This is a genomic window from Hephaestia caeni (assembly GCF_003550065.1).
In the GTDB taxonomy this organism is placed as follows: domain Bacteria; phylum Pseudomonadota; class Alphaproteobacteria; order Sphingomonadales; family Sphingomonadaceae; genus Sphingomonas; species Sphingomonas caeni_A.
The window spans coordinates 792,662-816,751 of record NZ_QXDC01000002.1 but is presented as its reverse complement, the minus strand read 5'-3'; the positions used below and the strand labels follow the sequence as shown (position 1 = coordinate 816,751).

Genomic DNA, 24,090 nt, shown 5'->3' with positions numbered 1-24,090 from the left:
GGCGCGAGCAAATCACGTCGGCGGCGTGGCGCGTAGCATGAGGTGAACCTCAATGCCGCCCAGTGTGGCCATGGTGTCCAGTGCCATAGCCACCAGCTCGTCCCTCGTCGCGAAAGCTTCGAAGGTATAGGCGCCGCGTGCGAGCATCTCGGGGTCGCCTTGGACATGAGACGCGAATGCGGGCGGCCATTGGGCGAGGAGTATCCACGGCCAGCCAGGCTCGTCGGGTGCATATTCGATGAAGGTGATGGCTCGTGCATCCTGGCGGCTTGGCCGGCGGTCGAGCAGATCGGGCTCAATCAGGCGTGGCCGGTCAAGCACAAGGAATGCGTCGAACTCGCTGAGTTCCTCGGGGGTCTCCGCGACGACGGTGTAATAATGGCCCAGAGCCAGTCCGTCGCCTGCGAGCGACCATGGAATGTCGATGACGATGAGGCTGGGCGTCCCCGTCGCCGGGTAAGTGTATACGAGCCGCTGCGCGGCAAGTTCATCGATGAGTCGCATGGTCGATCTCCTGGTTGAGAATGTCGTCGACTATCGGTGTGTCAATGTGAGGCCGCGTGGATGCCAAGCGCCGGCATGTTCTGCCTAAGGGTGTCGAGTTCGGCCTTCAGGCGCCTGTTCTCTTCGTCGAGGATGGCGATCGCGTCAGCCGGGGAGCCGAGGATCCCGGCGGCATCGCGCGCGAGGCAGACAGCGTCCATGTCGGCAGCGAGCGAAGTGCGTTCGCGCTCCAGCCTCTTGAGGGTATCGCTGGCCCGTCGCAGCAATGTCGCGGTGTAGCTTTCAGAGACGGCCAGCCGCTCGAATTGGTGCGCCTTGGCGAGCAAACTGATGGTGAGTCCGTCGAGGCTCAGTGCCTGGATGGCGGAAAGGTCTTGTGATTTCGTCGCGGTGATTGTCATGTCGGTTTCCCTTGATCGGTGCCCGGAAAGCGTTGCTCCACCATCGGAGCGGTGCTTCTCCAAACTCGTCCCCCTTCGCTGACCGCGGCGCTTATGCGCCTCGTAGGGATGGAGGTGCCGCTTGGCGGGGCGAAGAGTTCGAACCGCCGCGAGGTCGGACCGCTGGGTGGCGGGCAGTGCCGTCGTATTCGTCCGGCGAAGGCTTATTTTCTCAGCGCCGGGTAATGCGCCCATAGTGCAGCGAGTGACGACGGCGCATCGTAGTGGCTGATGAAAACGCCACCCATCTCGATCCAGCGGTGGCGGTGCTGTGGCCAGTCGTCGATCAGCACGTCGCCAGGCTTGGCGTGGTCGCGTTTGTCGGCGCTGCGGCAGGTGATCACGGGCACGCCGGGAAAATGTTCTTGCGCCCAGGCGATCTTTTGCGCTTCGGCCCAATTGCCGCGCGGGCACCCGGTCAGGATCGTCGGATTGAGATGGGCCACCCCGTCGAAGAGGATCCGTGCGTCGGGCATGAGCGGGAGATCGCGATAGAAATTGCCCTTGGCCTCTAGCATTTGCCAGAATCGCGTCGAGCCAAGTGCTTTCTCGATCTCGCGGGGATGCTGCCCGAAATAGGCGAGCGCATAGGTGTCGAAGTCGGCGAGAACGCCATCGCAATCGAGGAAGACATGGGGAGAGTTGGCAGCGGCCGGTGTCGGCATGATGGATCGCAGGGAGAGGATCGGTTGGGGCATGACGGCTCCTTCGGATCATAGGATGATAGGGGCGTGCCGATCCGAAACCGGCCCGGCCCGCTCCTGTCCCCTCCCCCTCCCCTTCCGGCGGCGCTTCAGCGCCTGAGAAGGAAGTCGCAGGTGTTCCGGCCGGCTTTCGCCGTAGCGTTCAGTGTCACCGGCATTCGGGCGGCAGCATATCGGCCTTGATGAGCGCCACGAGCGCCGCCTCGTAGGGGGCATCGGCTTCGGTGCGGACGCCGCGTCCGCTTGCGCCCTGATCGGCGGCAAGGGCGTAGAGAGCGCTCAGCACTTCACCGAAGAGATCCTCTTGTGCGAGGCGGGGGGCCGCGTGGCCGCAATGGCGACCATAGCTCGAATAGGAGTCGGCCAGTTGGGTTTTGATCGTTTCGGCCGCAGCGCCGAGGCCGGGTTGCTCGATGAGGCGGAAGAGGTGGGTGCCGCGAGCAGTCATCAGCATGTCGTCGCGGATGATGACGGGACCGCGCGCATAAGCGGCTGAATCGTTCATGGGAAGGATCCTTGGTGGTTCCCGGCCCGCCGTGGCGGGCCGGGGATTGGTGCGAAGGGTGATCAGTCGACCTGGTCGACGGTGCCGGTGAGCGTATCGGCCAAGGCCGCAGCTTCGGGATAGCAGGTCGTCAGGTGGGTGAGCGCGGGTGGCATGATCTCTTCGCCAGCCCGCAGTGTTGCGATGGCCTTGGCGATCAGATGATCGGTGTTCTCGAAATGCCGCTCTACGATACTGCCGCGTTCGCCGTAGCTGTAGGGCGCGGAAAATCCGGCTTGCTCCCAAAGGGAGAGGCCTTGTTCGACGGTGAACGCATAATCGACGGTTGCGGAGATCTCGGTGTCGTAGAACACGTAGAGCTCGTAATAGGTGCCGAAATCGTGCGGATTGCCGACCACGCGCAGCCGTGCACCTTCGGGCGGAACTCCGTAATAGGCTATCAGCGCAGCGCGATAAGCTCGGCATTCGGCGCGCGCGACGTCTTCGAAGTCTGGCGTGAAGCCGAGCGAGGCACAGCTTTCCTCATAGGGAACGGGTCCGATGTTCAATTTTTCGGTGGCCATGGGGTATCTCCGTTGTCCGACCGCGACAAATGCGGCCTCAACGCCCCTCCCCCTCCCCTTCATACTCTCGCGTACGCGTTCTCAATGGAGCCCGGCTTAATGCCGGGCGCGAACGGGGTGTTGCTGTCTTACTAGCTGGATATGGATTGAAGGTAGGGCTGGGTTCTCACCCGACAACATTGGAAGCCCAGGGGCTTTCGCTGTCGACCAACTCAACCTCGAAAGGGCCGGACCAATCCTGAATCCATCGGGGTGCCGCCTTCTCGAACCGCAGGTCGTCGCGGTCATAGTGGCGGTCGTTCCAATCTTGCTCGGTCGGAAAGCGTTTGAGGAGTAGTGAAACGGGCATTTCCCATACGTCGGGATGATCGGTGTCGACGGAGATGGCCCAGTCGTTAACCCAGGCTTGTGGTCGAAAGCGCAGCTTCACCTGTCGCTGCGGGGCGGGATTGGCCGGGTCCGGCTGGTCATTGGCGTTGTCGGGCGCGAGCTCGTGAAAAGAGCGTCGCAGTTCCTCGTCGGTCATGCCGCTCCAATATTGGCGTAGGATAGAGCGCATATAGCCCTCATCCTGACGGCACGTGTCGGCGCCGTCGTCGACCAGCCAATCGACCATGCGTTCACGGGTATCGACCATAGCGGGTTTCCTCCTTCTGAGCCCATACGGGGTTGTCCTGGTGGCCTGCGGCGCTCATCCCTCTGCCGCGGCCTTTGGGATGCGAGCGAGCGCGATACGGGCGATGGCAAGGACCGCCTCGTCGTTCGGCGCGGCCTCAATGATCCGGGCTATGTGGAAGGCCTCGCCCGGCGGTAGATCATCGCGTGTCGACAGTTCGGTCGCATAGTGGGTGAGCTCGTTCCGCGCCCCCCAGTCATTGAGAGCGTAGTCGAGTAGCACGCCGCAGGTCATGCAGTGCTTGCAGGTGTCCTCGCTATGGCAGTTAGTTGGGGAGACTCGGTGGTCGTCGCGTTCGACTTTGGGCAACAGCGGCAAGACCTGGGCAAGCAGGGTGTCCGCGCAGGCTTCGCAATATTCGTGCGCTTCGTCGCTGTAGAAGACATGCCCTTCCTGTTCGACGCGAAACTCACCCCAGATATAATAGGCTTGGACTGGCTTCACGCCGGCGGAGCGCGCGTAGCGGTCGAGTGCCGCCTCAATCTCGTACGCTTGAACGGTCATGGTCTGGGTGTTCCCTTCGCGGTGAGGGATTGGTGGGCCGGTCGCCCGGGCGTGGACTACGATCCAGGAGATGCGGGGCCAGATAGACCTTTTGGTCCTGAAAGAGCTGGCTGCGCGACCGGCAGGCCGTATGATTGTCCGTAGCGGACGAAGGCATGGATGGATGCGTGGATGTTCGCGGCTATCGATGGGAAAGCCGCGCGCTTACGGCTGAGGCGGCTCGGACAGCCATAACACTTCAAGATGGCGGGGCATGACCAGTTCGACCTTCTTGACCCGTTCGCGGGGCGTCATGTCCAGGTTGACATAAAAGCCTTCTAGGCTGTTTTCACGGACCACGATGCCTTCGCGGTCCTTGAAGCGGTCGCCGCCAATAAGCCGCCGATCCCGGATGCGAACCCGCGCACCGATCATCACAGGCAGTTCGGCCTCAGGATCGACTGCAATCCATTGCACGATATCGATGCCTTCCACGTTGCAGGTATCGCAGAAGAAATTGGGTTCTTGCGTATCGTCGAGTGCCCACTCGCTCGTGCTTCTTTTCCAATGCACGCTGGCATCGCGGACGATTCGGTCCCCGCCACAATGGGCGCAGACGGGCTTTACCGCAGGCGACCCTTGCGTGGCGGCAGTGTTTGCATCCTTATTCATGGGTTTCGTTTTCCGGTTGAGATACGGCTTGAGCGTCGTCAGACGTTGGTGGTTGCCGGTTCACGGAGACGAGCGGCCGCCAATCGCAAAGGTCGTCACTCTCGGAGGTGCAGGCCTGACAGGTCGTAGAATCGTAAACGCCGCAGAGGTTCCATCGCTGACCATCAATATCCCACACAGCTGAGGCGTCACGCGAGAGGTCGGTGCTGCCGCAGCGCTTGCAGACGGGTTCGAATGCCGGGTGTGGCGTGGATGCCGCTTTTGCGAGTCGGGCGCAAACGGCTCGGAATCCGTCTGGGTCGATGGACATGCCGACGGCGGCCACTGCGGTCGCAATGCGCTGGCGGGCGTCCTCGGTCTGGAAATCGGTCCCGATCCCGTTGACGATTTCATGAAAGCCGCGGGCAAGGGCTTCAGGGTCGCCGAGCACGATATCGGCGAGAGCCTGGAGGTGACTCATACGCATCTCGAATCTCCGATACGGTTTTGAAAGGGTGCTGCCGGTGGGCGAACTGTGATGGATCAGGCGAAAAGGGGCACCGAGGCGGTCGGCTGTGCCGTCAATCCGAGCTCACGGCGAATGCGCTCGGCGAAGTGATCGGGATCGAGCAGTTCGGTGAGCGAGGCCCAGTGATTTTGGCCTCCGGCATAGTCCCTGCGGCCATCGACGCGCCGGAACATGACTTCGTGGCCGGGCCTCGTGCAGCCAATGGTGAGCTGGACGTAGATCTCGTTAGCGTGGAGGAGGATCTCACCGGAGACGGCTATCCCGCCGAGGCAGCTTCGCACTTCGTGTTCGGTGCGCACGAGGCCGAGAGCAGCCGCGAGACGCTTCATCGCCTTGCGACCTTCGCTGTGAAAGGCGGCCTTGGCTTCAGCGTCGTAGGCGACACCGCGCTCCGCGAGCATGAGGAGAAGCGGGGTTCGTGCGACCGCTGCGGCCGCTTCGATGCAGTTCCGGCGCAGATCCGCCTGTTGGGGGCGGTTCTCAATTGCAAGGTGGCCGAGATGGCGTGCGAGGAGCAGGACGGCGGGATCACGTTCGATATCGGCGCGCGTACGCTTGCAGTCGTCGATCGCGCCAAGGAGGGCGCTAAGCGCCGCGGCGAGCGATGTTAGCCCATCGGGCGAGAGCGCTTGGGTAAAGCGGGAAGCAGGGTCGAACATAGAGGCTCTCCTTCATGGACATCGCCTCCTTCATCCCCCTGCACTGTCCGCCGGCCTTTAGGCCGTCGTGATTTTTTGGGCGACGCAAGCGTCGTCCGTGGTGCGCAGGACCAGCTTCCACCGCCAAGGGGCTTATTTGATATTGGTTCGCAATAAGGTAGGTGTTACCTTGTGGGGATGTGATCATCATCGGAATTTGGGGAGCGGCTGCGGGTGTCTAAGATGGATACCCTTCATGTCTTCCTTGCGGCCCAGGCGGAATTACTCCGCTACGCAACAAGGATTACGGGGGATTCGATCGAGGCGGAAGATGTAATGCAGGAGGCTTGGCTGCGCTTCCGGGCAGTCGCTAACGAGCGCGTACTTGAGGAACCCAATGGCTATCTGTTTCGGATCGTCCACAATCTCGCTTTAGATCGGCAACGACGCCTAGGGCGGGAGAGCCAAATTTTCGCGGCGGGAGCTGCTATGGCGTCGGCCGTGGAGTTCGTGCCGAGCGACCAGCCATCACAACAGGCTGGCGCGGAGGCGAAGGAAGAACTGGTGATGCTCCGCAAGGCGATAGCGCAACTGCCCGCGCGGACCCGTCGCGCATTTGAAATGCACCGCTTCGAGGACATGAAGCTCACTGAGATCGCTGCCGAACTCGGCATATCGAAGAGTGTTGCCTCCGAGCTGGTGATCGAAGCCGTTGAGTTCTGCAAGAAGGCTCTACGTCGCCGTCATTGAACGATTTCGCAGAAAATTCCGGAATTGTGGGGGTCCCGTTCGTTGAATGCATGAAGCCAGAGAAGATGCTCGCCGATCGCCGGCGCGCAGCAAAATGTGGAAACAGGGATGAGCGGGGGAACGGAGGTGGACTGGATGCAGGGCGATCTCAGTCGCCAGGCTACTGCGTGGTTGGTGCGGCTTGATGACGAGCCGGACAATGAGAATCTGCGTGTGGAATTCATGGACTGGCTTGCCACCAGTTCTGCTCACTTCGCGGCGTGGGAGGAAACGTCGCGTGTTTCCCATCTGATGACGGTAGCTGGTCCTTTACCGCGGATTGGTCCGGACATATCGGCTAGGCCGGTATTGTCAGCTTGGCTGCGAAAAGTTCCGTCCTTCAAGGCGGTTGCTTCCTTTGCGATGATCGCCTGTCTGGCATGGGTCGCCGTGCCGTATCTCGCGCTCCAGTTTCGATCGGACGTCATCACTGGGACTGGCGAGCTTCGTATCGTCAAGCTCGAGGATGGTAGCACCGTTCACCTTGCGCCGACTACGGCTATCGCCTTCGCGAATGGAGCAAAGGGTCGGACCCTAAACCTGTTCCAGGGAGAAGCCTGGTTCGATGTCGCACGTGATGAGACACGGCCATTCAAGGTCATAGTGGGTGACAGCACTGTAACCGTGCTCGGCACCGCCTTTTCGGTGCGGATGACCGATACAGGGACCGACGTTGCTGTCGAGCGCGGCCGGGTCGCGGTGAAGACGCCGGCCGGCGCGCAATCCGAGCGGATCGAATTGATTGCAGGTCAATCGCTTTCGGTGAGCGAAGGTGCTGCGGCTCTGCAGAGGGAGATACGTCCCGATCGGGTGGCAAGTTGGCGCGAAGGCGTCGCGATTATCAACGATCAGCCGATTGGTGCAGTGATCGATCGCATCCGCCCTTGGTATGGTGGATATATCATCGCTAGGGGGCCAGGGCTGAAAGACCGCCGGGTCAGTGGGATATACAATCTTCGCGATCCCGATCAGGCGCTTGAGGCACTGACACGCGTGCATAGGGTATCGGTGTCCCAAGTCTCACCTTGGTTACGGATCGTGACGATCCGCTGAGCACAAGATTTTTCCACTCATTGCATTTTTTTCCGGAATTCGTCTGCGCCCACACGTTGAGGTTATGCAACTGACTCGCAATAGCGATTCAGCCTGAGCATTGAACTTCGACGAGAGGAACACGCTAGGTGATTTCGGGGGGCATTTTCAAAAAGATTGGAAATCGTAGGCTTTGGGCAGGTGCATTGCTCGCCTCGGTGTCGGTCGGCGGGCTGAGTTTGCCGATGACCGCTCGGGCGCAAGAGGTTGCTACGGAAGCAACACGGTCTTTCGACATCGCGCCGCAATTAGTGGTGGATGCGCTAGCTGATTTCGGCCGTCAGTCGGGGCTTCAGGTCAGCCTGGATGCCGATCAGGTGCGCGGGCTTTCGACACAGGGCGTCAAGGGCACAATGACACCGGCGCAGGCGCTCGATCGGCTGCTCGCTTCCACCGGCTTTGCGGGACGCATCGAGGGCAGGATCGTCTCCCTCCAGCGGGTCTCGATTACGGCTGCGGAGCAGAGGCGATCGGGCACGGTCGAGCTGGGGCCGTTGCGGGTCGAGGGTGAACAGGCCGGCGGAAGTGGGGGAATAGGCCGCAATGGCCGTGTCGGCGCGGGTGGTGTGGCCGGTGGAGCCGATGAGATCTTCGCAGCGCCGCGTGCGGTCAGCATCGTAACTCGCGAGGAATTGGATCGTACGCCTGCACGGCATGCGGCTGACCTCATCACCGAGGTTCCCGGCGTTACCAGCGCTGTCAACCGGCTCAATCCCGGCCTCTCGGTCAATATCCGCGGGATGCAGGATTTTGGCCGCGTCAACATGATGATCGACGGCATGCGCCAGAACTTCGTCCAGAACGGTCACCAGCAGCGCAACGGGCAAATGTACGTCGATCCCGAGCTGATATCGGGCGTCACTATCGAGCGCGGTCCGCGCACGAGCGTGCATGGCATGAGCGCGATCGCAGGCAGCGTGAATTTTACCACGCTTGGCTTCGAGGATCTTCTGGACGGTGAGGCCGACCGTATTGGAGTGCGACTGCGGGGCAACACCGGCCTTGGCGGCGAGGGAAACGGGGTGAACTTCCTCGGCAGTGCTGCGATTGCCGGTAGATTGACGGACAATCTGGAAGTCCTCGCGGCGTATTCACGCCGTGACATCGGTGATTATGACATCGGGACCAAAGGCGGTGTCGGCAATTCGGCCTTTGAATTTCTTGGCGCGAACGGTCTTCAGTCTATCGGCCGCATTCGTTACGCCAGCCAGCTACAGAATTCCGCGCTAGCCAAGGCGCGGCTGACGTTAGCGGAAGACCATGTCTTCCAGCTCAGCTACATCGGAACCTGGATCGACTACGACAATGTTTCGGATAGCCGTAGCCATGCTCTTGATGAGAATGAATCGCCTTGGAGGCGATTGGGCGAATCCAACATTTCCTCGGAGAATTTCGCCTTCGACTATAGTTGGAAGCCGGACAGTAACTGGATCGATCTGAGGCTCAAGCTCTATCACGTCAACACCCGCAACCGGAACTTTACGGAGCCACGCGAGCATCCGACCACCCCGGCATTAACGGATACCGCTTGGCGGCTCGGCTATTGTGAGCAGACACCGATTCCGGCGAGTTGGCAGACCGCTTGCCAGTATGGCTACAGCACTGATCATACGATCCGAACGAAGACATATGGAGTCCAGATCGACAACACGTCCTCGTTCGATATCGGTCAGGATCTGAAGCTAAATGTCAATTATGGCGGAGAGTACTTCCAGGATCGCTCCAATTCCGATGTCGTAGCGGCGCGCGACGGCCGGGAGGTGCTCTACAATCAATATGGTCAGGGCGATCCGCTCAATCCACGTGGTCGTCGATCCATGGGGGGATTGTTCGCGAAGGCCACGTTGGAAAGCCCGCTCTATACGCTTTCGGCTGGCCTGCGTTACGATCATTGGTGGCTGAAGGGTGAAACCCAAGTGCTGGGCGTTGTCACCGAGTATCAGGACCGCTTTGCGCGCTTCCTATCTTACATGTGCTCGCTCAACACGGCGGCGGCCATCGCCAATTGTCAGGGAGCAAGGGCTGGGGGAGAGGCATGGGCACGTGCGGCCCTTCCCTCCTGGTTCACCGGCAATGCCCCTGTGCAGCGGCCAGGATGGGTCGATCGTCGCGACTTCTACGACTACGATGTAGATCGCTCCGAAGGCCGGTTTCTGCCGTCGATCGAGGCGGCCATCCGACCAACATCATGGCTGGAATTCTATGGAAGCTGGGCGAAGTCCTGGCGTCCACCCGCTATAAATGAGAGCCTGATGGTCGGAGGTCATCCGGGTGATCCCCTCGCCAATATGTTCCCAAATCCGTTTGCGGACCCCGAGAAGACAACCACTTGGGAGCTAGGCGCCAACCTCAGTTTCAATAACCTGTTCAAATCCGACGACGTCTTTTTCGCTAAGGTCGGTTACTTCAACACTCGGGCCCGGGATTACCTGTTCACGTCGATGAACAATAATCTGCCGGGACACGGCATGAACATCCCGCTCGGCCTGGGCAACGTGATGTTCGTCAACAATCGCACGCCGATGCGCTTCCAGGGTTTCGAGATCGAGGCGCGCTATGACGTCGGCTTCCTTTATGGGGGGGTGGCGGCGACACTCTACACCGGCAAGAGGAACCGCTTCTCGCAGGATCTCTATCCGGCGGGCTCAGGCACGAGCCGCTTTGACCAACCAAATGAGGATGGGTCGATCACGCCAGAGCGCCAGATGGCGCTCGATGCGGGGTTTCCGTCTTGGCAGGCCTGGGCGGAAGCACAGGTGTTCGATCAGGCAGCGGTGTTCAACAGTGTATCAGGTGCGATGCTCGACAAGGTATCGGCAAATATTGGCGTGCGCTTGTTCGACCGCAGGCTCGATACCGGGATTCGGTTGATCCACAGCGGAAGTGGCGGACTGCTCACCTGGAGTGATGACGAGACAGGGAATGCCTGGGAAAGTTATACGACCTTCGATTGGTACGGCAGTTTCACGCTGAACGACCGTTTCCGTTTCTTCGCCTCGATCGAGAACCTGACCGATCGCCGATACATCGATGCGCGAGGCGATATATTCTCGCAGACTTGGGCACCTGGCCACACCGTTACTGGCGGCCTTCAGGTAAAGTTTTGATGGCGACGATGGCCATCACCAAGAACATGCGAATATCTCGCATGTGCATTGGGTATGTCCAATGCCGATCAGCCGGCTGATTTAGTTCGGCATTATAGCAGGAGTTGTATCATGTCTTCCGTTTGCATCACATACGACGACGCGAATTTCCCTCTGGATGATTTTTTCGTCCAAACCACGGTGAATAATACGCTCCGCGAAATCCTCTATGCGTGGCAGGATAACGGTCTGGCCGGATCGCATCCTATCACGACAGGCGGCTTCTCGGGTTCGGTGCCTGGCGGGAATCCAACTTTCAGCGGAACGCAGTACACTTACTCGATCGGCGGCTCCGGAACGTCTTTCCATGTGACGGGCGAACTTTACTATTACTTCGCGGGCGTCAGCCAGCCTGCCGTACCGGGAGCCACCGATCATACGCTTTATGGTCGGATCGACTCGATCACCATCGGCGCCGGCACTGACTCAGGTGGCGTGACCGATCAGGCGATCACCTTCGATTTCAGCTGTGACCCCATCTACGGTGCTTTGCTGGATGGGCGCACCAACGATGTTCACGACGCCATTTGGGGCCTGATGAACGGGTCTGTCACGGGTGCGACCGATGGTCTCCTCACGGTCTCGACGGGTGGCCTGATCGATCGGCTCGAAGATCGTGACATCGATGTCGACGATGTGTTTGCGACCATCGTTGGCGCCCCTTGTGGATGCGACAGCGAACTACTGCTCGCCGCCTGATCCCCCAACAGGCGCGAACGGAAGGGATGGCGGCGTCGGTCGCCATCCCGACCTTGCCTTTCTCGAGAGCGTCCGATGCAGCATAAAGACACACCGAAGGACGAAATCCGCGCGGTTGTTCTGAACTTGCGTGGCAGCATTCGCAGCATCGCTGCGTTCAGCGCGGCCACCAACGTACTTATGCTCGCACCTTCGCTCTACATGCTGCAGGTTTATGATCGGGCCGTCGCTTCGGGCAACGTTTTCACGTTGGCCATGCTGACCGTCATACTGGTCGGACTGCTCGGCCTCATGGGGGCTCTCGAATATGTCCGTAGCCGCGTGGTGATCCACGCGGGCTCGCGGATCGATGATTTGCTAGCGCGCCGTGTCCATCAGGCTGCGTTCGAGCGTGGTCTTGCTGGGGGACAGGCCAACGCTGCGCAGGCAGCGCGCGATCTCGATAGTATCCGCCAGTTTCTGACCGGCAACGCGGTGTTTGCCTTTTTTGATGCTCCCTGGACGCCGTTGTTCCTGATCGTTCTGTTCCTCTTCCACCCATGGATCGGTCTGCTGGCGCTGGTCGGTATCGTCATTCTCGCTGCTCTCGCTTGGCTAAACGAACGTCTGTCGCACGACTTGTTGAAGCAGGCAGGCAAACTTTCGGTGCAAGCAACGCAAAGCGTCGAGATGCAACTCCGCAATTCGGACTCGATCGAGGCGATGGGCATGCTTGATCGCCTGTTCCACCTTTGGCGCATCCCGCATCGCGGCTATGTGCGGCGCCAGTCACAAGCCAGCGAGCGCAATGCGCTCATTAGCGCGATCTCGCGTACGATCCGTCTTGCACTACAATCGTTGGTGCTTGGCCTCGGTGCTTGGCTAACCATCGACGGCCGAATGAGCGGCGGGATGATGGTTGCAGGGTCCATCCTGATGGGCCGAACGCTCGCCCCTGTCGACCAGGTGATTGCCGCATGGCGGCAATGGGCCAACACTCGTCTTTCATGGGAACGTCTGAGCGTATTGCTTGCTGCTTACCCGGAACGACCCGAGCGCCTGCCCCTGCCTGAGCCCAAAGGTGTGTTGCGTGTCGAAGGAGCGTCCGCCCTGCCGCCAGGGGTCAAGGCGACAGCGCCTACCTTGGTAGGCGTCACCTTCGCGCTGGAGGCGGGCGATATGCTTGGCATCATCGGGCCCTCTGGGTCGGGCAAATCGACACTCGGTCGCCTGATCGGCGGCGTCTGGGCTGCGCGTGCTGGCAAAGTACGGCTTGATGGTGCCGATATCACCCAATGGGACCGGACAAGGCTCGGCCCGCACATCGGCTATCTGCCGCAGGAAGTGGAACTGTTCGCCGGCACGGTCGCCGAGAATATCTCGCGCTTCGCAGATGCCGATGCCGCTCCCGCTTTGGTCACGGATGCCGCCGTCATGGCGGGCGCGCATGACATGATCCTGACCCTGCCGCAAGGCTATGACACACGGCTCGGCCCTGGTGGACAGGGCCTGTCAGGCGGGCAGCGGCAGCGGATCGCCCTGGCGCGTGCGCTCTACGGCAATCCCTGCCTCGTCATTCTGGACGAACCGAATGCGAGTTTGGACGAGGCTGGCGAGGAGGCATTGGTTGAAGCGCTTAGGCGCCTGCGACAGAGGAAAGTCACGACGGTCCTCATCACGCACCGTCCCAAGGTTCTGGAAGTCACAACGAAGCTGCTCGCGCTGAGGGGTGGTCAGGCGCAAGCCTTTGGTCCGACCGTCGATGTGATTGCACGGATGCGCGAGGCGGCTTCGCCGAAGTCGGCTGGCCAGCCCAATGGCCAGATGCCGTCTATGCCGGAAACGATCAGCGCCGGCATTGCTAGGCCGGGCGGCGCTGTCATTTCGAGCTTCGGCTTTGGCGGCAAGACGGGGGTATAGCGATGATGGACACTGGCCAGATAGAGCCAAAAAGCCGTGCCTGGACCCAATGGCGGGAATTCCCGCGCAACATCGGCAGGGATCAGTCAACCGATCACGAACTGACGGCCGATGATCTCGACCGCGAAGACGCGGCGGAGAGCCGAACGTCTCTCCGTCCCGCGCGCTTCGGCTGGTGGCTGCTTATCCTTGGCTTCGGAGGTTTTCTCCTGTGGGCAGCCTTTGCCCCGCTCGACAATGGGGTGCCAATGCCTGGTGTTGTTGTCGTCACCGGCAACCGCCAGGCCGTGGAGCATCAGGCTGGCGGGATCGTCTCGGCACTGCATATCCGCGAAGGCGACCGGGTTCGGGCCGGTCAGGTCCTCGTTCGCCTCGATCCAACCCGTGCTGGTGCTGAGGCGGAAAGTGTCGCCATCCAGCTTGCCACCGCGCGCGCGAAGGAGGCCCGGCTTCTGGCCGAACGCGATGGCCTCGCATCTCCCGTATTCCCTGCTGATCTGGAGCACAGCGAAAGCCTCGATGTGGTCGGTGCAGTCGCCCTGCAGCGCCAGCATTTCACAAGTCGGCGCGCCGCGTTGCAAGGGGAACTGACGGGGATCACGCAATCGATAGTTGGTCAGCGCGCGCTGATCGCCGGACTCGAAGCCTCCATCAGCGACAAGCGCCAGCAGCTTGGCGCGATGAACGAGCAGCTCGGCAATATGCGGCAGTTGGCGAACGAGGGCTATATTCCGCGCAACCGCCTTCTAGAGACAGAGCGGCTGCGCGCCTCGATCCAGTCGGACATTTCCCGCGATCTCGGTACAATCGGCCAAGCGCGCGGACAAGCCGCGGAGCTTCAATCCCGCCTCTATCAGCGGCGTGAGGATTGGCAGCAGGATGTCCGCGGCGAACTGGCTGACACGAAGCTTCAGGCGCAGTCGCTGGCCGCGCGGCAGGAGACTGCTCGTTTTGATCTCCAGCATACTGACATCCGCGCTCCCGCTGCCGGCCGGATCGTAGGATTGGCGGTGCATACTGTTGGCGGAGTGGTCCAGCCCGGCGGTCGTCTCATGGAGATTGTGCCTGATGCCGCGCCGCTGATCGTCGAGGGTCATTTGCCAGTGGGGAGTGTCGACAAGGTGCATGGGGGGCTCCCGGTCGACCTCTTGTTCACCGCGTTCGACCGGAGCTCGACGCCACGACTCTTGGGGCGAGTAGAGCAAGTTTCGGCCGATCGGCTCCAGGATGAGAAGGACGGGCTACCCTTTTATCGTGTTCGCATCCGAGTCGGCGCCGACGAGCTGGCCCGACTGAGGCTGGGCGATCAGCCGTTGCGTGCGGGCATGCCGGTCGAAGTGTTCGTGCGAACCGGCGAGCGCACCCTGCTCAACTATCTTTTCAAGCCGCTCATCGACCGTTTGCGGACAGCTTGGGGGGACAAGTGAAGCGCATTGCCGCATCGGCCGTCGTCATTGCCCTCTGCCTAATATCCGGCTCCGCATTGGCGCAGACTGCCGCCCTTGGCGGCGATGGTGGCAACTCCATCGACTTTCTGCGCGCCTATGAACTCGCGCTGGAAGCCGACCCCACATGGCTAGCCGCGCAGGCCCGCCAGCGCGCTGACGCACAGGCACGGGCGATTGCGCGTGCCGGCCTGCGTCCCAATCTCAACTACAGCTACGACCGGGCACGCAACTGGTCGGACATCACTGAGGCGCTGCCGAACGGTGATGTCACGAGCAACACGATCTACAATAGCTATTCATCGAGCTTCGTGCTGTCGCAGCCGCTGTTCAACGCTGCGGCAGGCGCACGCTACCGTGTGGGTCGCGCGCAGGCCGAAGCTGGTGAGTTCACCGAAGAGCGCGCACGCCAGGCGCTCGCTGTTCGAGTTCTCCAGGCTTATAGCGACCTTCTCTTCGCCATCGACGATCTGAAGCTGGCAGAATCCTATGTTACGGCGCTCGATGAAGATTTGCGCCGCGTCGAGCGCTTTGTCGTGTTGGGCGAAGGCACCCGCACGGATCGGGCGGAAGTCGAGGCGCAGCAGCACCTTGCCGCCGCGCGCGTGTTGGAAGCGCGGGATCGCTTGCGCGCGGCCCGTAACGGCCTGCGGATCCTCGTCGGCCCCTTGCCGATGGGAGATCCGGTATCGCTCAATGAGCGGTGTCTGCCACTGGTCGGACCAGCCGAACCGTTGGATATGTGGAGGGAGCGCCTACTTGCACATAATCCCGAACTGGCTGCCCAGCGCAGCATGGTTCAGGCTGCTGTGGCACAGGTCGACCAACAGCGGGCCGGGGGCCTTCCTACGGTCGCGGCTTTTGCCCGCCATCGCACGTCGGATTCCGATGGGGAGAATGTGATCGGCCAGCATTTCAGAACGGCCACGGTCGGCATCCAAGTGCGTGTGCCGCTTTATTCGGGCGGGGGCGTGTCTGCGTCCACGACACAGGCGCGAAATGCGTTGGAAGAAGCGCGCCATAAGCTCGACGCGGCGATCTTCGAGCTGATCGATGATCTCGAGAAGCAGTATAGTCTTGTTGAGATGAGTCCGTCGCGGATCGATGCCTACGCGCGTGCCGCGTCGGCGTCGGCCGAGCGTGTGCGGGCTACGCAGCGCAGTATCGTGGGGGGCGAGCGCACCAATCTCGACGCGCTCGATGCCGAGCGCCAGCGGCTCGAAGCGCAGCGCGATCTGGCCCGCGCGCGCTACGACTATCTGCTGGGCTGGCTTTCGTTGCGTTGGCAGGCCGGGACGCTCGACGATGCCGACATCACTCGCGTTGGCACCTGCTTTCAGGCCACGCGGCCCTGATCCTCTTTTCACTACAGAAGGAATTCCGCATGACGACTGACATTCTAGAACCTTCTCGTGCCAAGCGTCTCAAGACGTTGACACATGACACGCATGACCAGCTCGATAGGTCGATCATGTCGGCTGCGTCGTTCTCCAGCGTCGAGGGCTATGGCCGGTTCGTGATTGTCCAAGCGCTGTTCCATCGGGATATCGACGCGCTTTATGACAATGCGGTGCTTCAGGCGGTGCTGCCTGGTCTTGCCGAAAGGCGCCGTCTGCCATTGATCGCTGCGGATCTCGACGATCTCGGCCTCGCCTTCCCCGAGGACGACACGCCGCTGGCGTTCGTGGCCGATGGTGCGGTGGATGTCCCCGCTGCGCTTGGCTGGCTATATGTTGCCGAAGGCTCGAACATGGGCGCGGCACTGCTCCGCAAGGAAGCGGCGAAGATCGGTCTGTCCGATGAGCATGGCGCGCGGCACCTTGCACCCGCTCCCGAGGGACCGGCGGCGCACTGGCGAGCCTTCACTGCCGCGCTCGATGGCGCGGTGCTGACGAACGAGGAAGAAGCGCGCGCGGTGGAGGGGGCTCAGGCCGCCTTCGCGCGCGTGCAGGCGCTGGTCGATGCGCGCATTGGCTAATCCTTTGGCAGCGGCCCTATTCCGGCACACTGCTGCTGTCTGTGCCGGATGGTGCCCCGGTTGCCGGGGATGACCTATGACACATGACCTGCAAGGGACCATCAACGACGAGGGCGAGCTGATGTCGGGCATGGTCGTCATGACCTCCTACTATTGGGATCGCTTACCCAAGAGTCCGACCACCAACGTGCCGGCTTCCGCAGAATATTTACCCCATAACTACACCCGCTATTGTGATCGGCCGATGGACTGGCGAACCCGCCTTTTTGGGATTGGCGGCACGGCGGCGGTGATAGCGCTAGTGCTGAGCTGCGCCCTCTTCTCCTGGCGCGTGGTAAAGCCAATGATCGTTTCGTCATCGGCACCGCTGGTGGTGGAGCTGCGGCCGCTCGCCGCGCCGCCGGAGCCGGTCCGCGAGGTGGCGCCTGGGCCTGAGCAGGTTGAGCGGCAGGAGGCCAAACCCGAACCGAAGCCGGACATCGTCGTGCCGCCACCGCTGATGCAACTCCCCGTCCTTTCCATGGCGCCGCGCGAAGCACGCGAGCCGGTGGAGGAACTGGTCGATCCCGGTCCTGCCGTTCCCGAGACGACGGCGCCCAAGAGCATCGCGGCTCCCTCGTCCGCGAGGGTTTCAAGCGATGCGAAGCAAAGTTGGGAAGCCCGGCTGCTCGCGCATCTGGAACGCTATCGCCGGTTTCCGGCGCGCGCGCGGGCGGCGCGCCAGCAGGGCACTGTCTATGTCCGATTCCAGATGAACCGGAGTGGCGCCGTTCTGTCCGCAGCGGTGGTGCGAAGCTCGGGGTTTGCCACGCTGGACCAGGCCGCGCTCGATACGCTGAATCGTGCGCAACCGCTCCCCGCCATTCCAAATGACAAGCCGGACACTGTCGAGCTGACAATTCCCGTCGAATTTTTTCTGAATCGGAGAGGCTGAAAAGAGCCTCTTCCTAATCGTCTATTCCATAGAAAGCCACACATGAATACTTTCCTCGTTCCGCATCGTGGCCGCCGCGAGTTTCTCGCGGGGGCATCTCTTTTCTTTCTTGTCGCTCCTGTGCGGGTGTCGGGCGCCGCGCCTGCGGCCGGGACACAGACTCGCGTCGTCTGCATCGGTGGGGCGATTACGGAAATCCTCTATGCGCTCGGTCAGCAGGCGCAGATCGTGGCGGTCGATACGACCAGCCAGTTTCCATCCGCCGCTCTCAAGGAAAAGCGGAATGTGGGCTATATGCGGGCCGTGTCCGCCGAGGGTGTGCTGTCGATGCGCCCGACCCTTATCCTCGCCATGCGCGATGCCGGGCCGCCGCAGGCGCTCGATCAGTTGCGTGCCTCCGGTATCCGGTTCGTCACCATCGACAACACTTTGTCGCCCGAGGCTGTGACAGCGCGTGTGCGCCAGCTCGCCGCCTTGTTCAAGGTGGATGCGCAAGGCGCACGGCTCAACCGGACGATCGATGGGGGCTTTCGCGAGCTTGCGGCCTATCGGCGTGCGCACCCGGCCCGCAAGCGCGTGCTGTTCGTTTTGTCGCTCCAAAACGGACGGCCGATGGTGGCAGGCAAGGGCACGGAGGCGGACGCGATCATCGGCCTCGCCGGCGGCATCAACGCCGCGGGTGCACTTGACGGCTACAAGCCGGTCAGTGATGAGGCGTTGGCGGCACTGGCGCCTGATGCCGTGCTGGCAATGGACCATGCGGGTCCCGGCATCGATGTGCACGCGCTTGACACACCGGGCTTTCGCCTGACCCCGGCAGGCCGGCGACGGGCACTTATCAAGATGGACGGCAGCTATCTGCTCGGACTAGGCCCACGTACGCCGGCGGCTGCGCTGGACCTGGCACGGCGCCTGCAAGCCATCTGACATGCCAGAGCCGCGCAATAGTCCGTCCGCTCGTCGCCTCGGAGCAGCGGCGCTGTTTCCGTTGCTGGTAGGCGGGCTGCTTGCCGTGAGTTTGCTCGCCCTCGACCTGGGAGCGACTGATACCGGCCTCGCCAGCCTGCCGGGCCTGCTGGACATGCTTTGGTCCGGGCGGGCAGCCTCGCCCGACGAAGAGGTGGGCTGGCTTGTCATGAGCGGCATTCGTCTGCCGAGGCTGGTGCTGGGACTGGCGACAGGGGCCGCGCTCGGGACATCGGGTGCGGTTATGCAGGGGCTGTTTCGCAACCAGCTCGCTGATCCCGGTCTCGTTGGCGTGTCGGCGGGCGCGGCGCTGGCTACCGCGATCATCATCGTGCTTGGTGCGGGCGCGCTTGCCTCGGTGTTGGAACCGCTCGGCCGTTGGGCGCAACCGTTCGCCGGATTGATTGGTGCGTTGCTGGGCACTGCTATTCTCTATGCGCTTGCCACTCGCGAGGGCGTGACGTCGATCGCAACCGTGCTGCTCGGCGGGATCGCGCTCGCCGCCTTCTGCGCGGCATTCACCGGGTTGCTCGTCTATATGGCCGACGACCGGGCTTTGCGCGATCTCAGCTTCTGGACGCTCGGGAGCCTGTCTGGCGCTTCGTGGGCCGGGATCGGCGCGGCCTTGCCGTTCTTGGGGGTCGGCGCGCTGTGCCTCTGTTTCTTGGCGCCTAGCCTCAATGCGTTGCTGTTGGGCGAAGCCGACGCCTTCCACCTCGGCGCGGATGTGCAACGTGCAAAGCGCCTCGCGCTGCTCGGCGTGGCCTCCATGACGGGCGCGGCGGTGGCATCGGTCGGCATCATCGGTTTCGTCGGTGTGCTAGTGCCCAACCTGGTCCGTCTGCTGTCGGGGCCGGACCATCGCGTCGTGCTGCCAGCGAGCGCCTTGCTCGGCGGTATCCTGCTGGTGTTGGCGGACACACTCGCGCGTACGGTTGCCGCGCCCGCGGAGGTGCCGGTGGGGATCATCACCGCGCTGCTCGGTGCGCCCGTCTTTTTGTGGTTGCTGCTTCGCGATGGCGGCAGGATGGCGCGGCTATGATCCAGATCGAACAGGCCAGTTTGGACGTCGGCTGTCGCACGTTGCTGCACGGCATTGACCTTACGATCCGGGCGGGTGAGACGACGGTGCTGATTGGGCCGAACGGCGCCGGCAAATCCTCGCTCGTCCGCCTCATCAGCGGCACTATGCGGCCGAGCTTCGGCCGGGTGCTGATGGACGGCGTGGCGGTTGAGAAGCTGGGGCCGCGACGGCTCGCGCAGCGACGCGCCGTGCTAGCGCAAAGCCATGAGGGCGGTGAGAGCTTTACGGTCGGGGAACTGGTGCGGCTTGGTCTGAGGCTTGCGGTTCGGCGGGCGCCGCCTCTGGCCCAACGTGCCTTGGTCGACGTTGCACTCGCCGATGTTGGGCTGGAGGGATGGGGCAGCCGCATCGTCGGCACGCTCTCGGGCGGTGAACGCCAGCGCGTCCATTTCGCGCGCGTACTGGTCCAGCTCCGCGCCGGTGCTGATGGCGGTCAGCCCGGCGCACTGTTGCTGGACGAGCCAATCGCCGCGCAAGACCCCGCCCAGCAGCTTCGCGTGCTCGATGTGGCGCAGGCCCATGCGGCGGCGGGTGGAACGGTGCTGCTAGTGCTGCATGACTTGAATTGGGCGGCGCGCGTCGCGACAAGGATCGTCGCCCTGAAAGACGGCTATGTCATCGCGGACGGCAGGCCTTCAGCCGTCCTTACCGGACCGTTGCTCGCCGAACTATTTGAAGTCGATCTGGTCCCATGCAGTACGCCGGCCGATCGCCCGTTTGTGCTACCGCAAATGGCGCGGCCTCTTGCCACCCTTTGACAGGAAGAAGTGCCTATAGCTATTGCTCTGGCGATCGCTGCTGAACGAGCGTGCGGTCTAGACGCAGTGGGCGTATGTCTGCGCTCAGTTTAGGGGTGGAACCAGGCTGAGGTCTCAGGTTGAGGGCAAATATAACGGCTTCATCACCGTTCATGCCGAAGCGCGCCGCATTCTGCAGGAATTGCTGTTCGTCAAACTGTGATGTTGCAAACAGGCGAACGCCATAGTGGCGTCCCTGTTCGGCTATGAGCACCATGGCTCGGCCAATCGGTTTGCCGGCTAGCAATAGGCGAAGCTCTATGAGGGCTTCGGGAGTTCCTTCTACGGAAATGCCGTATTCGGCTAGCAAACCCGGCCGACCACCATCCTGCAAAGCCTGCGACAGACCGGTTGTCTCGTGCATCCTGTAAAGTTGGCACATTTCCGGGCGCAATTGAACATGCTCTCAATCATCGCCGGACCGGTGGTGATCAGGCGGCCATCCGCACGTCGCGAAGCTCGTCGTTGAAGTCCTCGAACACTTCAGGCGGGAAATGGGGTTTTGTGCGACGATTCTGGGCGGAATAGGTTTCGCGCGCGCGTCTCACCGCGATCCGGCCCGGGGCATTGTTATCGCCGCCAAGGATTACTTCGCGTACGATGTCCGGCAGGACGACATAGGGAAGGCCACCGGTTCCGAGCGCGACCCATACCGGCACGTCGGGATAGCGCATCGCGAGAGTGAGTCCGTCTTCCGGACCTTCACAGAGGATGATGCTCTGAGCTGCGGGACCGAGGCGCAGAGCGCCCGCTCGTATCTGTCCGATATTGCGTTTTGGGCGGGGAATAGCCGCCTTAGCACCGGTTCGATCGAGGAAGATGCGCTGGATGCCTGTGACGCGGTCATCGGGGTTTTGGCACGCGCAGATGATGCCCGGCATGCGTGGACCGGTCCGGCCCGTCTTGAGATTGTGCCAAAGCGGCGTCCAGGCAAAGCGCAGCGATAGCGGGATGCTTCCCAGGATCCCGCGGCCGCGCAAATAGCGTTCTCCTAGTGTGCCGGCAATCGGTCGGGCCTCGTGCCATATTCGCCGCGCGAGATCGATGGAGGCTTGCTTTTCGGGATCGGGCGGTCGTGGTCCAGGCGGTTTACGTTCGCGGGGCGGGAGTTCGCCGCCCAAGCGAGCCACGGCCTCAGGAAATGTCAGCCCTTCGACGCGCCTTAGGAACTTGATGACATCGCCGGATGTATTGCAACCGAAACAGTAATACAGGCCCTTTTCGTCGTTTACATGGAAGCTCGGGGTCTTCTCTTCATGGAAAGGGCAAAGGCCGCGCAGCTCGCGTCCTGCGCGTCGCAGGACCACGTGATCGCGGACGATGTCGCTCAGGCGAATGGCGGCCTTGGCGTCGGAAACAGACACAGTAAAGGCTCCGGGAGATGGATTACCGCGTCCCCTCCCCCTTCTCTCAGCCAACGGCGGATCACCATGGAATTGAGCTGCGATCATAGTCTTCAAGGTGAATGCCAATCGCAGCCGCTTGCTCGTAGTCGAGATTGCGGTGATCATCGGTGTCCGGGCCGCTGGCCATTTCGATGACCGGATGGACGGATACGATCTGACCGCTGGGCAAGCGGATCAGGTTTTCCGAACCGGGCATGAAGGCTGAACCCTTGGGCAGCGTAAAGCTGCCGTGAATGCTGTATTGAACGCGCATCGTATGTCTCCAAGAAAGTTGCCAGGAGGCTTGGGGTCTCATGGGGTGCGGTGTGCCGAAAGGTCAGGCCGGTTCGACGGTTTCGTTCTGGAGCTCCCAGCGATCTTCCCAGCCGGGAAGCGAGGAGCAAGGTGCCTCGTCGGACGCACAGGTTTCGATGGCGCCGTCCGCATTATCGGCATCGACATCGATGGTGATCCATTTCTCGACGCGATAGACCTGTGTCACTTTCACGCGGAACGTCGGCAATGCTCGTCTCCTCTGGTGGGTGCTGGCGGTGCGTCGCCGGGGGACGCGCCCGGTCAGGGCTCGGGATCATCACGCAGCGCGGCATAGATGTCCTCGCCATAGCGGCGTGCGACCTCGACGTCGGCGTCCCAGAAATGCGTGCCCGCGCGCAGTCGGGCGGCGACTGCCAGTCCATCGTCGAGCCTGCGCCAGGCGCCGATGCTGGTCCAAAGGCCGTGTGGGGAATATTCGAACCAAAGGTAGCGGCCGAGCTGGTTGCATTTCATTTCGAACGCCCAAAGGCGATCATTGCGTCGCTCGGCGCGGACCTCGCCTCCGGCGTATAAGCCGGGAAGCAGTCGCTTCATGCTCTCGCCATAGCGTTCCACAAACCCTCCCGAGCGGTCGTGCTTCAAGTTCGGGCTAATCGTAGCGCTGCAGGCCCTCGACGATCATGCCGTCTCGCCCAATCAGCAGATGCTGCGCACCGGCGACACGGGCGCAAGTCATGGCGCGTTCAAGATCGTCGGGAAGTTCTTCGAACGGACAACCGGGTTCGTCCGACAGGAGCCAGCCCACGGGAGTGTCCGTGACGAACAGCGGGGCCTCCATCCGGCCGATGTTAGCCCATTCGAGAAGGTGGCTGTCGGTCTCCGAGCTGATATGGCGATTATCGAGAAGCAGAACCTTGTCAGTACCCAAGAGGCCGGGTGCGATTGCCGGCTCGGGCGCGAGATGCTCGACGTCAGTGCTGTGGACCTCGTTGGGATGCTGTCGGAAGTATTCGCGCACGACAGTCTCATCGTCGAGATGTGAGGGGTCGCAAGCGTCGTCAATCTCGAACCAGAATTCGCGGCAGTAATCAGCGATCTGGCGGGTCAACGCCTGGTCTGTGACGGCGATATAGTGATTGACGCCCTCCTCGTGCTCGATCGAGCCGACATGAACCATGAGCGGCCATGGGAGCGGGCATGTCGCAAGGCGGGTGGTCGCTGCGTCAATGTCATCGATGAGGGTATTGCGGACGTCGTCGTCGAGTTCGCCGGGTGTCTCGATTGCCTTTCGGGCTCGGCTGAGCAGCGCGAGATGGGCGGATCGCGTGAGCAGGTCGGTGTCCATATCACCTACCCGAGGATGCATTGCTGTCGGCGCGCGGGCATGCGGATAGGCGGTAAGCAGATTGGCTCGCATGGCGGCGAACTCCTCGCTTTCGGGAAACTGGCCGAGCGTGGCGACCGCGGCGCGAACCGCCGAGGCAACGGTTGGATGGACGCATGAGACAAGGATTCCCAATTCGTCATAGACGAACGGCGGCGTGAAACCGGCATCTTGCCAGTACGACAATGGCTCGAGTTCAATGCGGCGGGCATACGCTGTCGCCACTGGGGCCGCGTCGTCGAAGTGGACCATGAGATTGTAGAATGTTCCCAGGGTGCTGATTGTCTTAACGGCTTCCATTTTGATACCGGGAGGTGGATATCCAAACTTCGCGTCGAGGGCGGCACGGTGGATGGCGCATTCGACTGCGCCGATGCGGTCGAAGTCGAAGGTTGCTCCGTTCTGTGCGCACCTCTCGTTGAGCGGCACGGGTGCGATGCTGATGGATTGGGATGTCATTGGGGGTCTCCTGCCCGGCCGCGGCTCTGCGGCCCCAACCTCCATCACCCTCTCCCCTGCGCGT

At 62.0% G+C, this 24,090-nt stretch carries 28 protein-coding genes; 12 read left to right on the top strand and 16 right to left on the bottom strand.

The annotated features are described in order from the left end of the window. Positions 1-12: 12 nt before the first annotated feature. The 10 genes from DFR49_RS03750 to DFR49_RS03705 form a co-directional block, all read right to left on the bottom strand. A complete protein-coding gene (locus tag DFR49_RS03750) occupies positions 13-504 on the bottom strand; it encodes a hypothetical protein (RefSeq protein ID WP_119034464.1) in 492 nt (163 codons plus the stop codon). 41 nt (positions 505-545) lie between these two features. Further along, a complete protein-coding gene (locus DFR49_RS03745) occupies positions 546-905 on the bottom strand; it encodes a hypothetical protein (RefSeq protein WP_119034463.1) in 360 nt (119 codons plus the stop codon). Positions 906-1,108: 203 nt separating this feature from the next. Then, the gene (locus DFR49_RS03740) at positions 1,109-1,642 is read right to left on the bottom strand and encodes a 5' nucleotidase, NT5C type (protein ID WP_211325796.1); all 534 of its coding nucleotides are present in this window, start codon (positions 1,640-1,642) and stop codon (positions 1,109-1,111) included. A 154-nt stretch (positions 1,643-1,796) separates the two neighbouring features. Then, positions 1,797-2,153: a hypothetical protein gene (locus DFR49_RS03735; protein ID WP_119034461.1), complete on the bottom strand. Its 357-nt coding sequence runs from the start codon at positions 2,151-2,153 to the stop codon at positions 1,797-1,799. A gap of 62 nt (positions 2,154-2,215) precedes the next feature. Then, positions 2,216-2,716, bottom strand: coding sequence for a hypothetical protein (locus DFR49_RS03730; protein ID WP_119034460.1), 501 nt, complete (start codon positions 2,714-2,716; stop codon positions 2,216-2,218). Positions 2,717-2,882: 166 nt separating this feature from the next. Beyond that, a complete protein-coding gene (locus tag DFR49_RS03725; protein ID WP_119034459.1) occupies positions 2,883-3,353 on the bottom strand; it encodes a hypothetical protein in 471 nt (156 codons plus the stop codon). Positions 3,354-3,407: 54 nt separating this feature from the next. Then, positions 3,408-3,896, bottom strand: coding sequence for a hypothetical protein (locus tag DFR49_RS03720; RefSeq protein ID WP_119034458.1), 489 nt, complete (start codon positions 3,894-3,896; stop codon positions 3,408-3,410). A 204-nt stretch (positions 3,897-4,100) separates the two neighbouring features. Next, the gene (locus DFR49_RS03715) at positions 4,101-4,547 is read right to left on the bottom strand and encodes a hypothetical protein (protein ID WP_147373629.1); all 447 of its coding nucleotides are present in this window, start codon (positions 4,545-4,547) and stop codon (positions 4,101-4,103) included. Beyond that, the gene (locus DFR49_RS21615; protein ID WP_147373628.1) at positions 4,540-5,013 is read right to left on the bottom strand and encodes a hypothetical protein; all 474 of its coding nucleotides are present in this window, start codon (positions 5,011-5,013) and stop codon (positions 4,540-4,542) included. Before DFR49_RS21615 ends, DFR49_RS03715 begins: the two co-directional genes overlap by 8 nt. A 56-nt stretch (positions 5,014-5,069) precedes the next feature. Further along, positions 5,070-5,714, bottom strand: coding sequence for a hypothetical protein (locus DFR49_RS03705; RefSeq protein WP_119034455.1), 645 nt, complete (start codon positions 5,712-5,714; stop codon positions 5,070-5,072). Between the two features lie 222 nt (positions 5,715-5,936). Between DFR49_RS03705 and DFR49_RS03700 the strand changes: the two genes are divergently transcribed. From DFR49_RS03700 to DFR49_RS03645, 12 genes are all read left to right on the top strand, one after another. After that, positions 5,937-6,443 carry a sigma-70 family RNA polymerase sigma factor gene (locus tag DFR49_RS03700; protein ID WP_170150902.1) on the top strand — a complete coding sequence of 169 codons (507 nt, stop codon included), beginning with the start codon at positions 5,937-5,939 and terminating at the stop codon, positions 6,441-6,443. 135 nt (positions 6,444-6,578) lie between these two features. Continuing rightward, positions 6,579-7,535: a FecR family protein gene (locus DFR49_RS03695; RefSeq protein WP_245968220.1), complete on the top strand. Its 957-nt coding sequence runs from the start codon at positions 6,579-6,581 to the stop codon at positions 7,533-7,535. Positions 7,536-7,663: 128 nt separating this feature from the next. Beyond that, positions 7,664-10,681, top strand: a complete 3,018-nt coding sequence (locus DFR49_RS03690; RefSeq protein WP_147373627.1) for a TonB-dependent receptor — start codon at positions 7,664-7,666, stop codon at positions 10,679-10,681. A 111-nt stretch (positions 10,682-10,792) separates the two neighbouring features. Continuing rightward, positions 10,793-11,419 (top strand): heme acquisition protein HasA, encoded by a 627-nt coding sequence (locus tag DFR49_RS03685; RefSeq protein WP_170150901.1) that lies wholly within the window; start codon positions 10,793-10,795, stop codon positions 11,417-11,419. A gap of 75 nt (positions 11,420-11,494) precedes the next feature. Further along, entirely contained in the window at positions 11,495-13,318 is a 1,824-nt protein-coding gene (locus tag DFR49_RS03680) for a type I secretion system permease/ATPase (RefSeq protein WP_119034450.1), read from the top strand. A 2-nt stretch (positions 13,319-13,320) separates the two neighbouring features. Continuing rightward, the gene (locus DFR49_RS03675; RefSeq protein WP_211325795.1) at positions 13,321-14,745 is read left to right on the top strand and encodes an HlyD family type I secretion periplasmic adaptor subunit; all 1,425 of its coding nucleotides are present in this window, start codon (positions 13,321-13,323) and stop codon (positions 14,743-14,745) included. Then, entirely contained in the window at positions 14,742-16,118 is a 1,377-nt protein-coding gene (locus DFR49_RS03670) for a TolC family outer membrane protein (RefSeq protein WP_170150900.1), read from the top strand. Before DFR49_RS03675 ends, DFR49_RS03670 begins: the two co-directional genes overlap by 4 nt. Before the next feature lie 29 nt (positions 16,119-16,147). After that, a complete protein-coding gene (locus DFR49_RS03665; RefSeq protein WP_119034448.1) occupies positions 16,148-16,741 on the top strand; it encodes a biliverdin-producing heme oxygenase in 594 nt (197 codons plus the stop codon). 76 nt (positions 16,742-16,817) lie between these two features. After that, positions 16,818-17,675: an energy transducer TonB gene (locus tag DFR49_RS03660; RefSeq protein WP_245968219.1), complete on the top strand. Its 858-nt coding sequence runs from the start codon at positions 16,818-16,820 to the stop codon at positions 17,673-17,675. Between the two features lie 42 nt (positions 17,676-17,717). Further along, the gene (locus DFR49_RS03655; protein WP_119034447.1) at positions 17,718-18,602 is read left to right on the top strand and encodes a heme/hemin ABC transporter substrate-binding protein; all 885 of its coding nucleotides are present in this window, start codon (positions 17,718-17,720) and stop codon (positions 18,600-18,602) included. 85 nt (positions 18,603-18,687) lie between these two features. Next, positions 18,688-19,683 (top strand): FecCD family ABC transporter permease, encoded by a 996-nt coding sequence (locus DFR49_RS03650; RefSeq protein WP_211325794.1) that lies wholly within the window; start codon positions 18,688-18,690, stop codon positions 19,681-19,683. After that, on the top strand, positions 19,680-20,483 hold the full coding sequence (locus tag DFR49_RS03645) for an ATP-binding cassette domain-containing protein (protein WP_119034445.1): 804 nt from the start codon (positions 19,680-19,682) through the stop codon (positions 20,481-20,483). The genes DFR49_RS03650 and DFR49_RS03645 overlap by 4 nt, the downstream gene beginning before the upstream one ends. 19 nt (positions 20,484-20,502) lie before the next feature. Here the strand turns inward: DFR49_RS03645 and DFR49_RS03640 are convergent, their stop codons facing one another. The 6 genes from DFR49_RS03640 to DFR49_RS03620 form a co-directional block, all read right to left on the bottom strand. Beyond that, positions 20,503-20,886 (bottom strand): hypothetical protein, encoded by a 384-nt coding sequence (locus DFR49_RS03640; RefSeq protein ID WP_147373626.1) that lies wholly within the window; start codon positions 20,884-20,886, stop codon positions 20,503-20,505. Between the two features lie 67 nt (positions 20,887-20,953). Further along, on the bottom strand, positions 20,954-21,886 hold the full coding sequence (locus DFR49_RS03635) for a CHC2 zinc finger domain-containing protein (protein ID WP_170150899.1): 933 nt from the start codon (positions 21,884-21,886) through the stop codon (positions 20,954-20,956). Between the two features lie 61 nt (positions 21,887-21,947). After that, positions 21,948-22,181, bottom strand: coding sequence for a hypothetical protein (locus DFR49_RS03630; protein WP_119034442.1), 234 nt, complete (start codon positions 22,179-22,181; stop codon positions 21,948-21,950). Positions 22,182-22,244: 63 nt separating this feature from the next. Further along, entirely contained in the window at positions 22,245-22,430 is a 186-nt protein-coding gene (locus DFR49_RS21610; RefSeq protein ID WP_147373625.1) for a hypothetical protein, read from the bottom strand. A gap of 53 nt (positions 22,431-22,483) precedes the next feature. After that, positions 22,484-22,777, bottom strand: a complete 294-nt coding sequence (locus DFR49_RS03625) for a hypothetical protein (protein ID WP_245968218.1) — start codon at positions 22,775-22,777, stop codon at positions 22,484-22,486. A 55-nt stretch (positions 22,778-22,832) separates the two neighbouring features. Beyond that, complete coding sequence (locus DFR49_RS03620) at positions 22,833-24,026, bottom strand: DUF5983 family protein (RefSeq protein ID WP_147373624.1); 1,194 nt, start codon at positions 24,024-24,026, stop codon at positions 22,833-22,835. Between the last annotated feature and the right edge of the window lie 64 nt (positions 24,027-24,090).

Bases quoted from the DNA above. Each gene is read 5' to 3' on its own strand.
- DFR49_RS03725 (WP_119034459.1), bottom strand. From the start codon at position 3,353: ATGGTCGATACCCGTGAACGCATGGTCGATTGGCTGGTCGACGACGGC.
- DFR49_RS03695 (WP_245968220.1), top strand. From the start codon at position 6,579: ATGCAGGGCGATCTCAGTCGCCAGGCTACTGCGTGGTTGGTGCGGCTT.
- DFR49_RS03685 (WP_170150901.1), top strand. From the start codon at position 10,793: ATGTCTTCCGTTTGCATCACATACGACGACGCGAATTTCCCTCTGGAT.
- DFR49_RS03675 (WP_211325795.1), top strand. From the start codon at position 13,321: ATGATGGACACTGGCCAGATAGAGCCAAAAAGCCGTGCCTGGACCCAA.
- DFR49_RS03730 (WP_119034460.1), bottom strand. From the start codon at position 2,716: ATGGCCACCGAAAAATTGAACATCGGACCCGTTCCCTATGAGGAAAGC.
- DFR49_RS03665 (WP_119034448.1), top strand. From the start codon at position 16,148: ATGACGACTGACATTCTAGAACCTTCTCGTGCCAAGCGTCTCAAGACG.
- DFR49_RS03630 (WP_119034442.1), bottom strand. From the start codon at position 22,181: ATGCGCGTTCAATACAGCATTCACGGCAGCTTTACGCTGCCCAAGGGT.
- DFR49_RS03620 (WP_147373624.1), bottom strand. From the start codon at position 24,026: ATGACATCCCAATCCATCAGCATCGCACCCGTGCCGCTCAACGAGAGG.
- DFR49_RS03640 (WP_147373626.1), bottom strand. From the start codon at position 20,886: ATGCACGAGACAACCGGTCTGTCGCAGGCTTTGCAGGATGGTGGTCGG.
- DFR49_RS03645 (WP_119034445.1), top strand. From the start codon at position 19,680: ATGATCCAGATCGAACAGGCCAGTTTGGACGTCGGCTGTCGCACGTTG.
- DFR49_RS03740 (WP_211325796.1), bottom strand. From the start codon at position 1,642: ATGCCCCAACCGATCCTCTCCCTGCGATCCATCATGCCGACACCGGCC.
- DFR49_RS03680 (WP_119034450.1), top strand. From the start codon at position 11,495: ATGCAGCATAAAGACACACCGAAGGACGAAATCCGCGCGGTTGTTCTG.
- DFR49_RS03745 (WP_119034463.1), bottom strand. From the start codon at position 905: ATGACAATCACCGCGACGAAATCACAAGACCTTTCCGCCATCCAGGCA.
- DFR49_RS03625 (WP_245968218.1), bottom strand. From the start codon at position 22,777: ATGAAGCGACTGCTTCCCGGCTTATACGCCGGAGGCGAGGTCCGCGCC.
- DFR49_RS03715 (WP_147373629.1), bottom strand. From the start codon at position 4,547: ATGAATAAGGATGCAAACACTGCCGCCACGCAAGGGTCGCCTGCGGTA.
- DFR49_RS03660 (WP_245968219.1), top strand. From the start codon at position 16,818: ATGACACATGACCTGCAAGGGACCATCAACGACGAGGGCGAGCTGATG.
- DFR49_RS03720 (WP_119034458.1), bottom strand. From the start codon at position 3,896: ATGACCGTTCAAGCGTACGAGATTGAGGCGGCACTCGACCGCTACGCG.
- DFR49_RS03655 (WP_119034447.1), top strand. From the start codon at position 17,718: ATGAATACTTTCCTCGTTCCGCATCGTGGCCGCCGCGAGTTTCTCGCG.
- DFR49_RS21615 (WP_147373628.1), bottom strand. From the start codon at position 5,013: ATGCGTATGAGTCACCTCCAGGCTCTCGCCGATATCGTGCTCGGCGAC.
- DFR49_RS03735 (WP_119034461.1), bottom strand. From the start codon at position 2,153: ATGAACGATTCAGCCGCTTATGCGCGCGGTCCCGTCATCATCCGCGAC.
- DFR49_RS03705 (WP_119034455.1), bottom strand. From the start codon at position 5,714: ATGTTCGACCCTGCTTCCCGCTTTACCCAAGCGCTCTCGCCCGATGGG.
- DFR49_RS03750 (WP_119034464.1), bottom strand. From the start codon at position 504: ATGCGACTCATCGATGAACTTGCCGCGCAGCGGCTCGTATACACTTAC.
- DFR49_RS03700 (WP_170150902.1), top strand. From the start codon at position 5,937: ATGGATACCCTTCATGTCTTCCTTGCGGCCCAGGCGGAATTACTCCGC.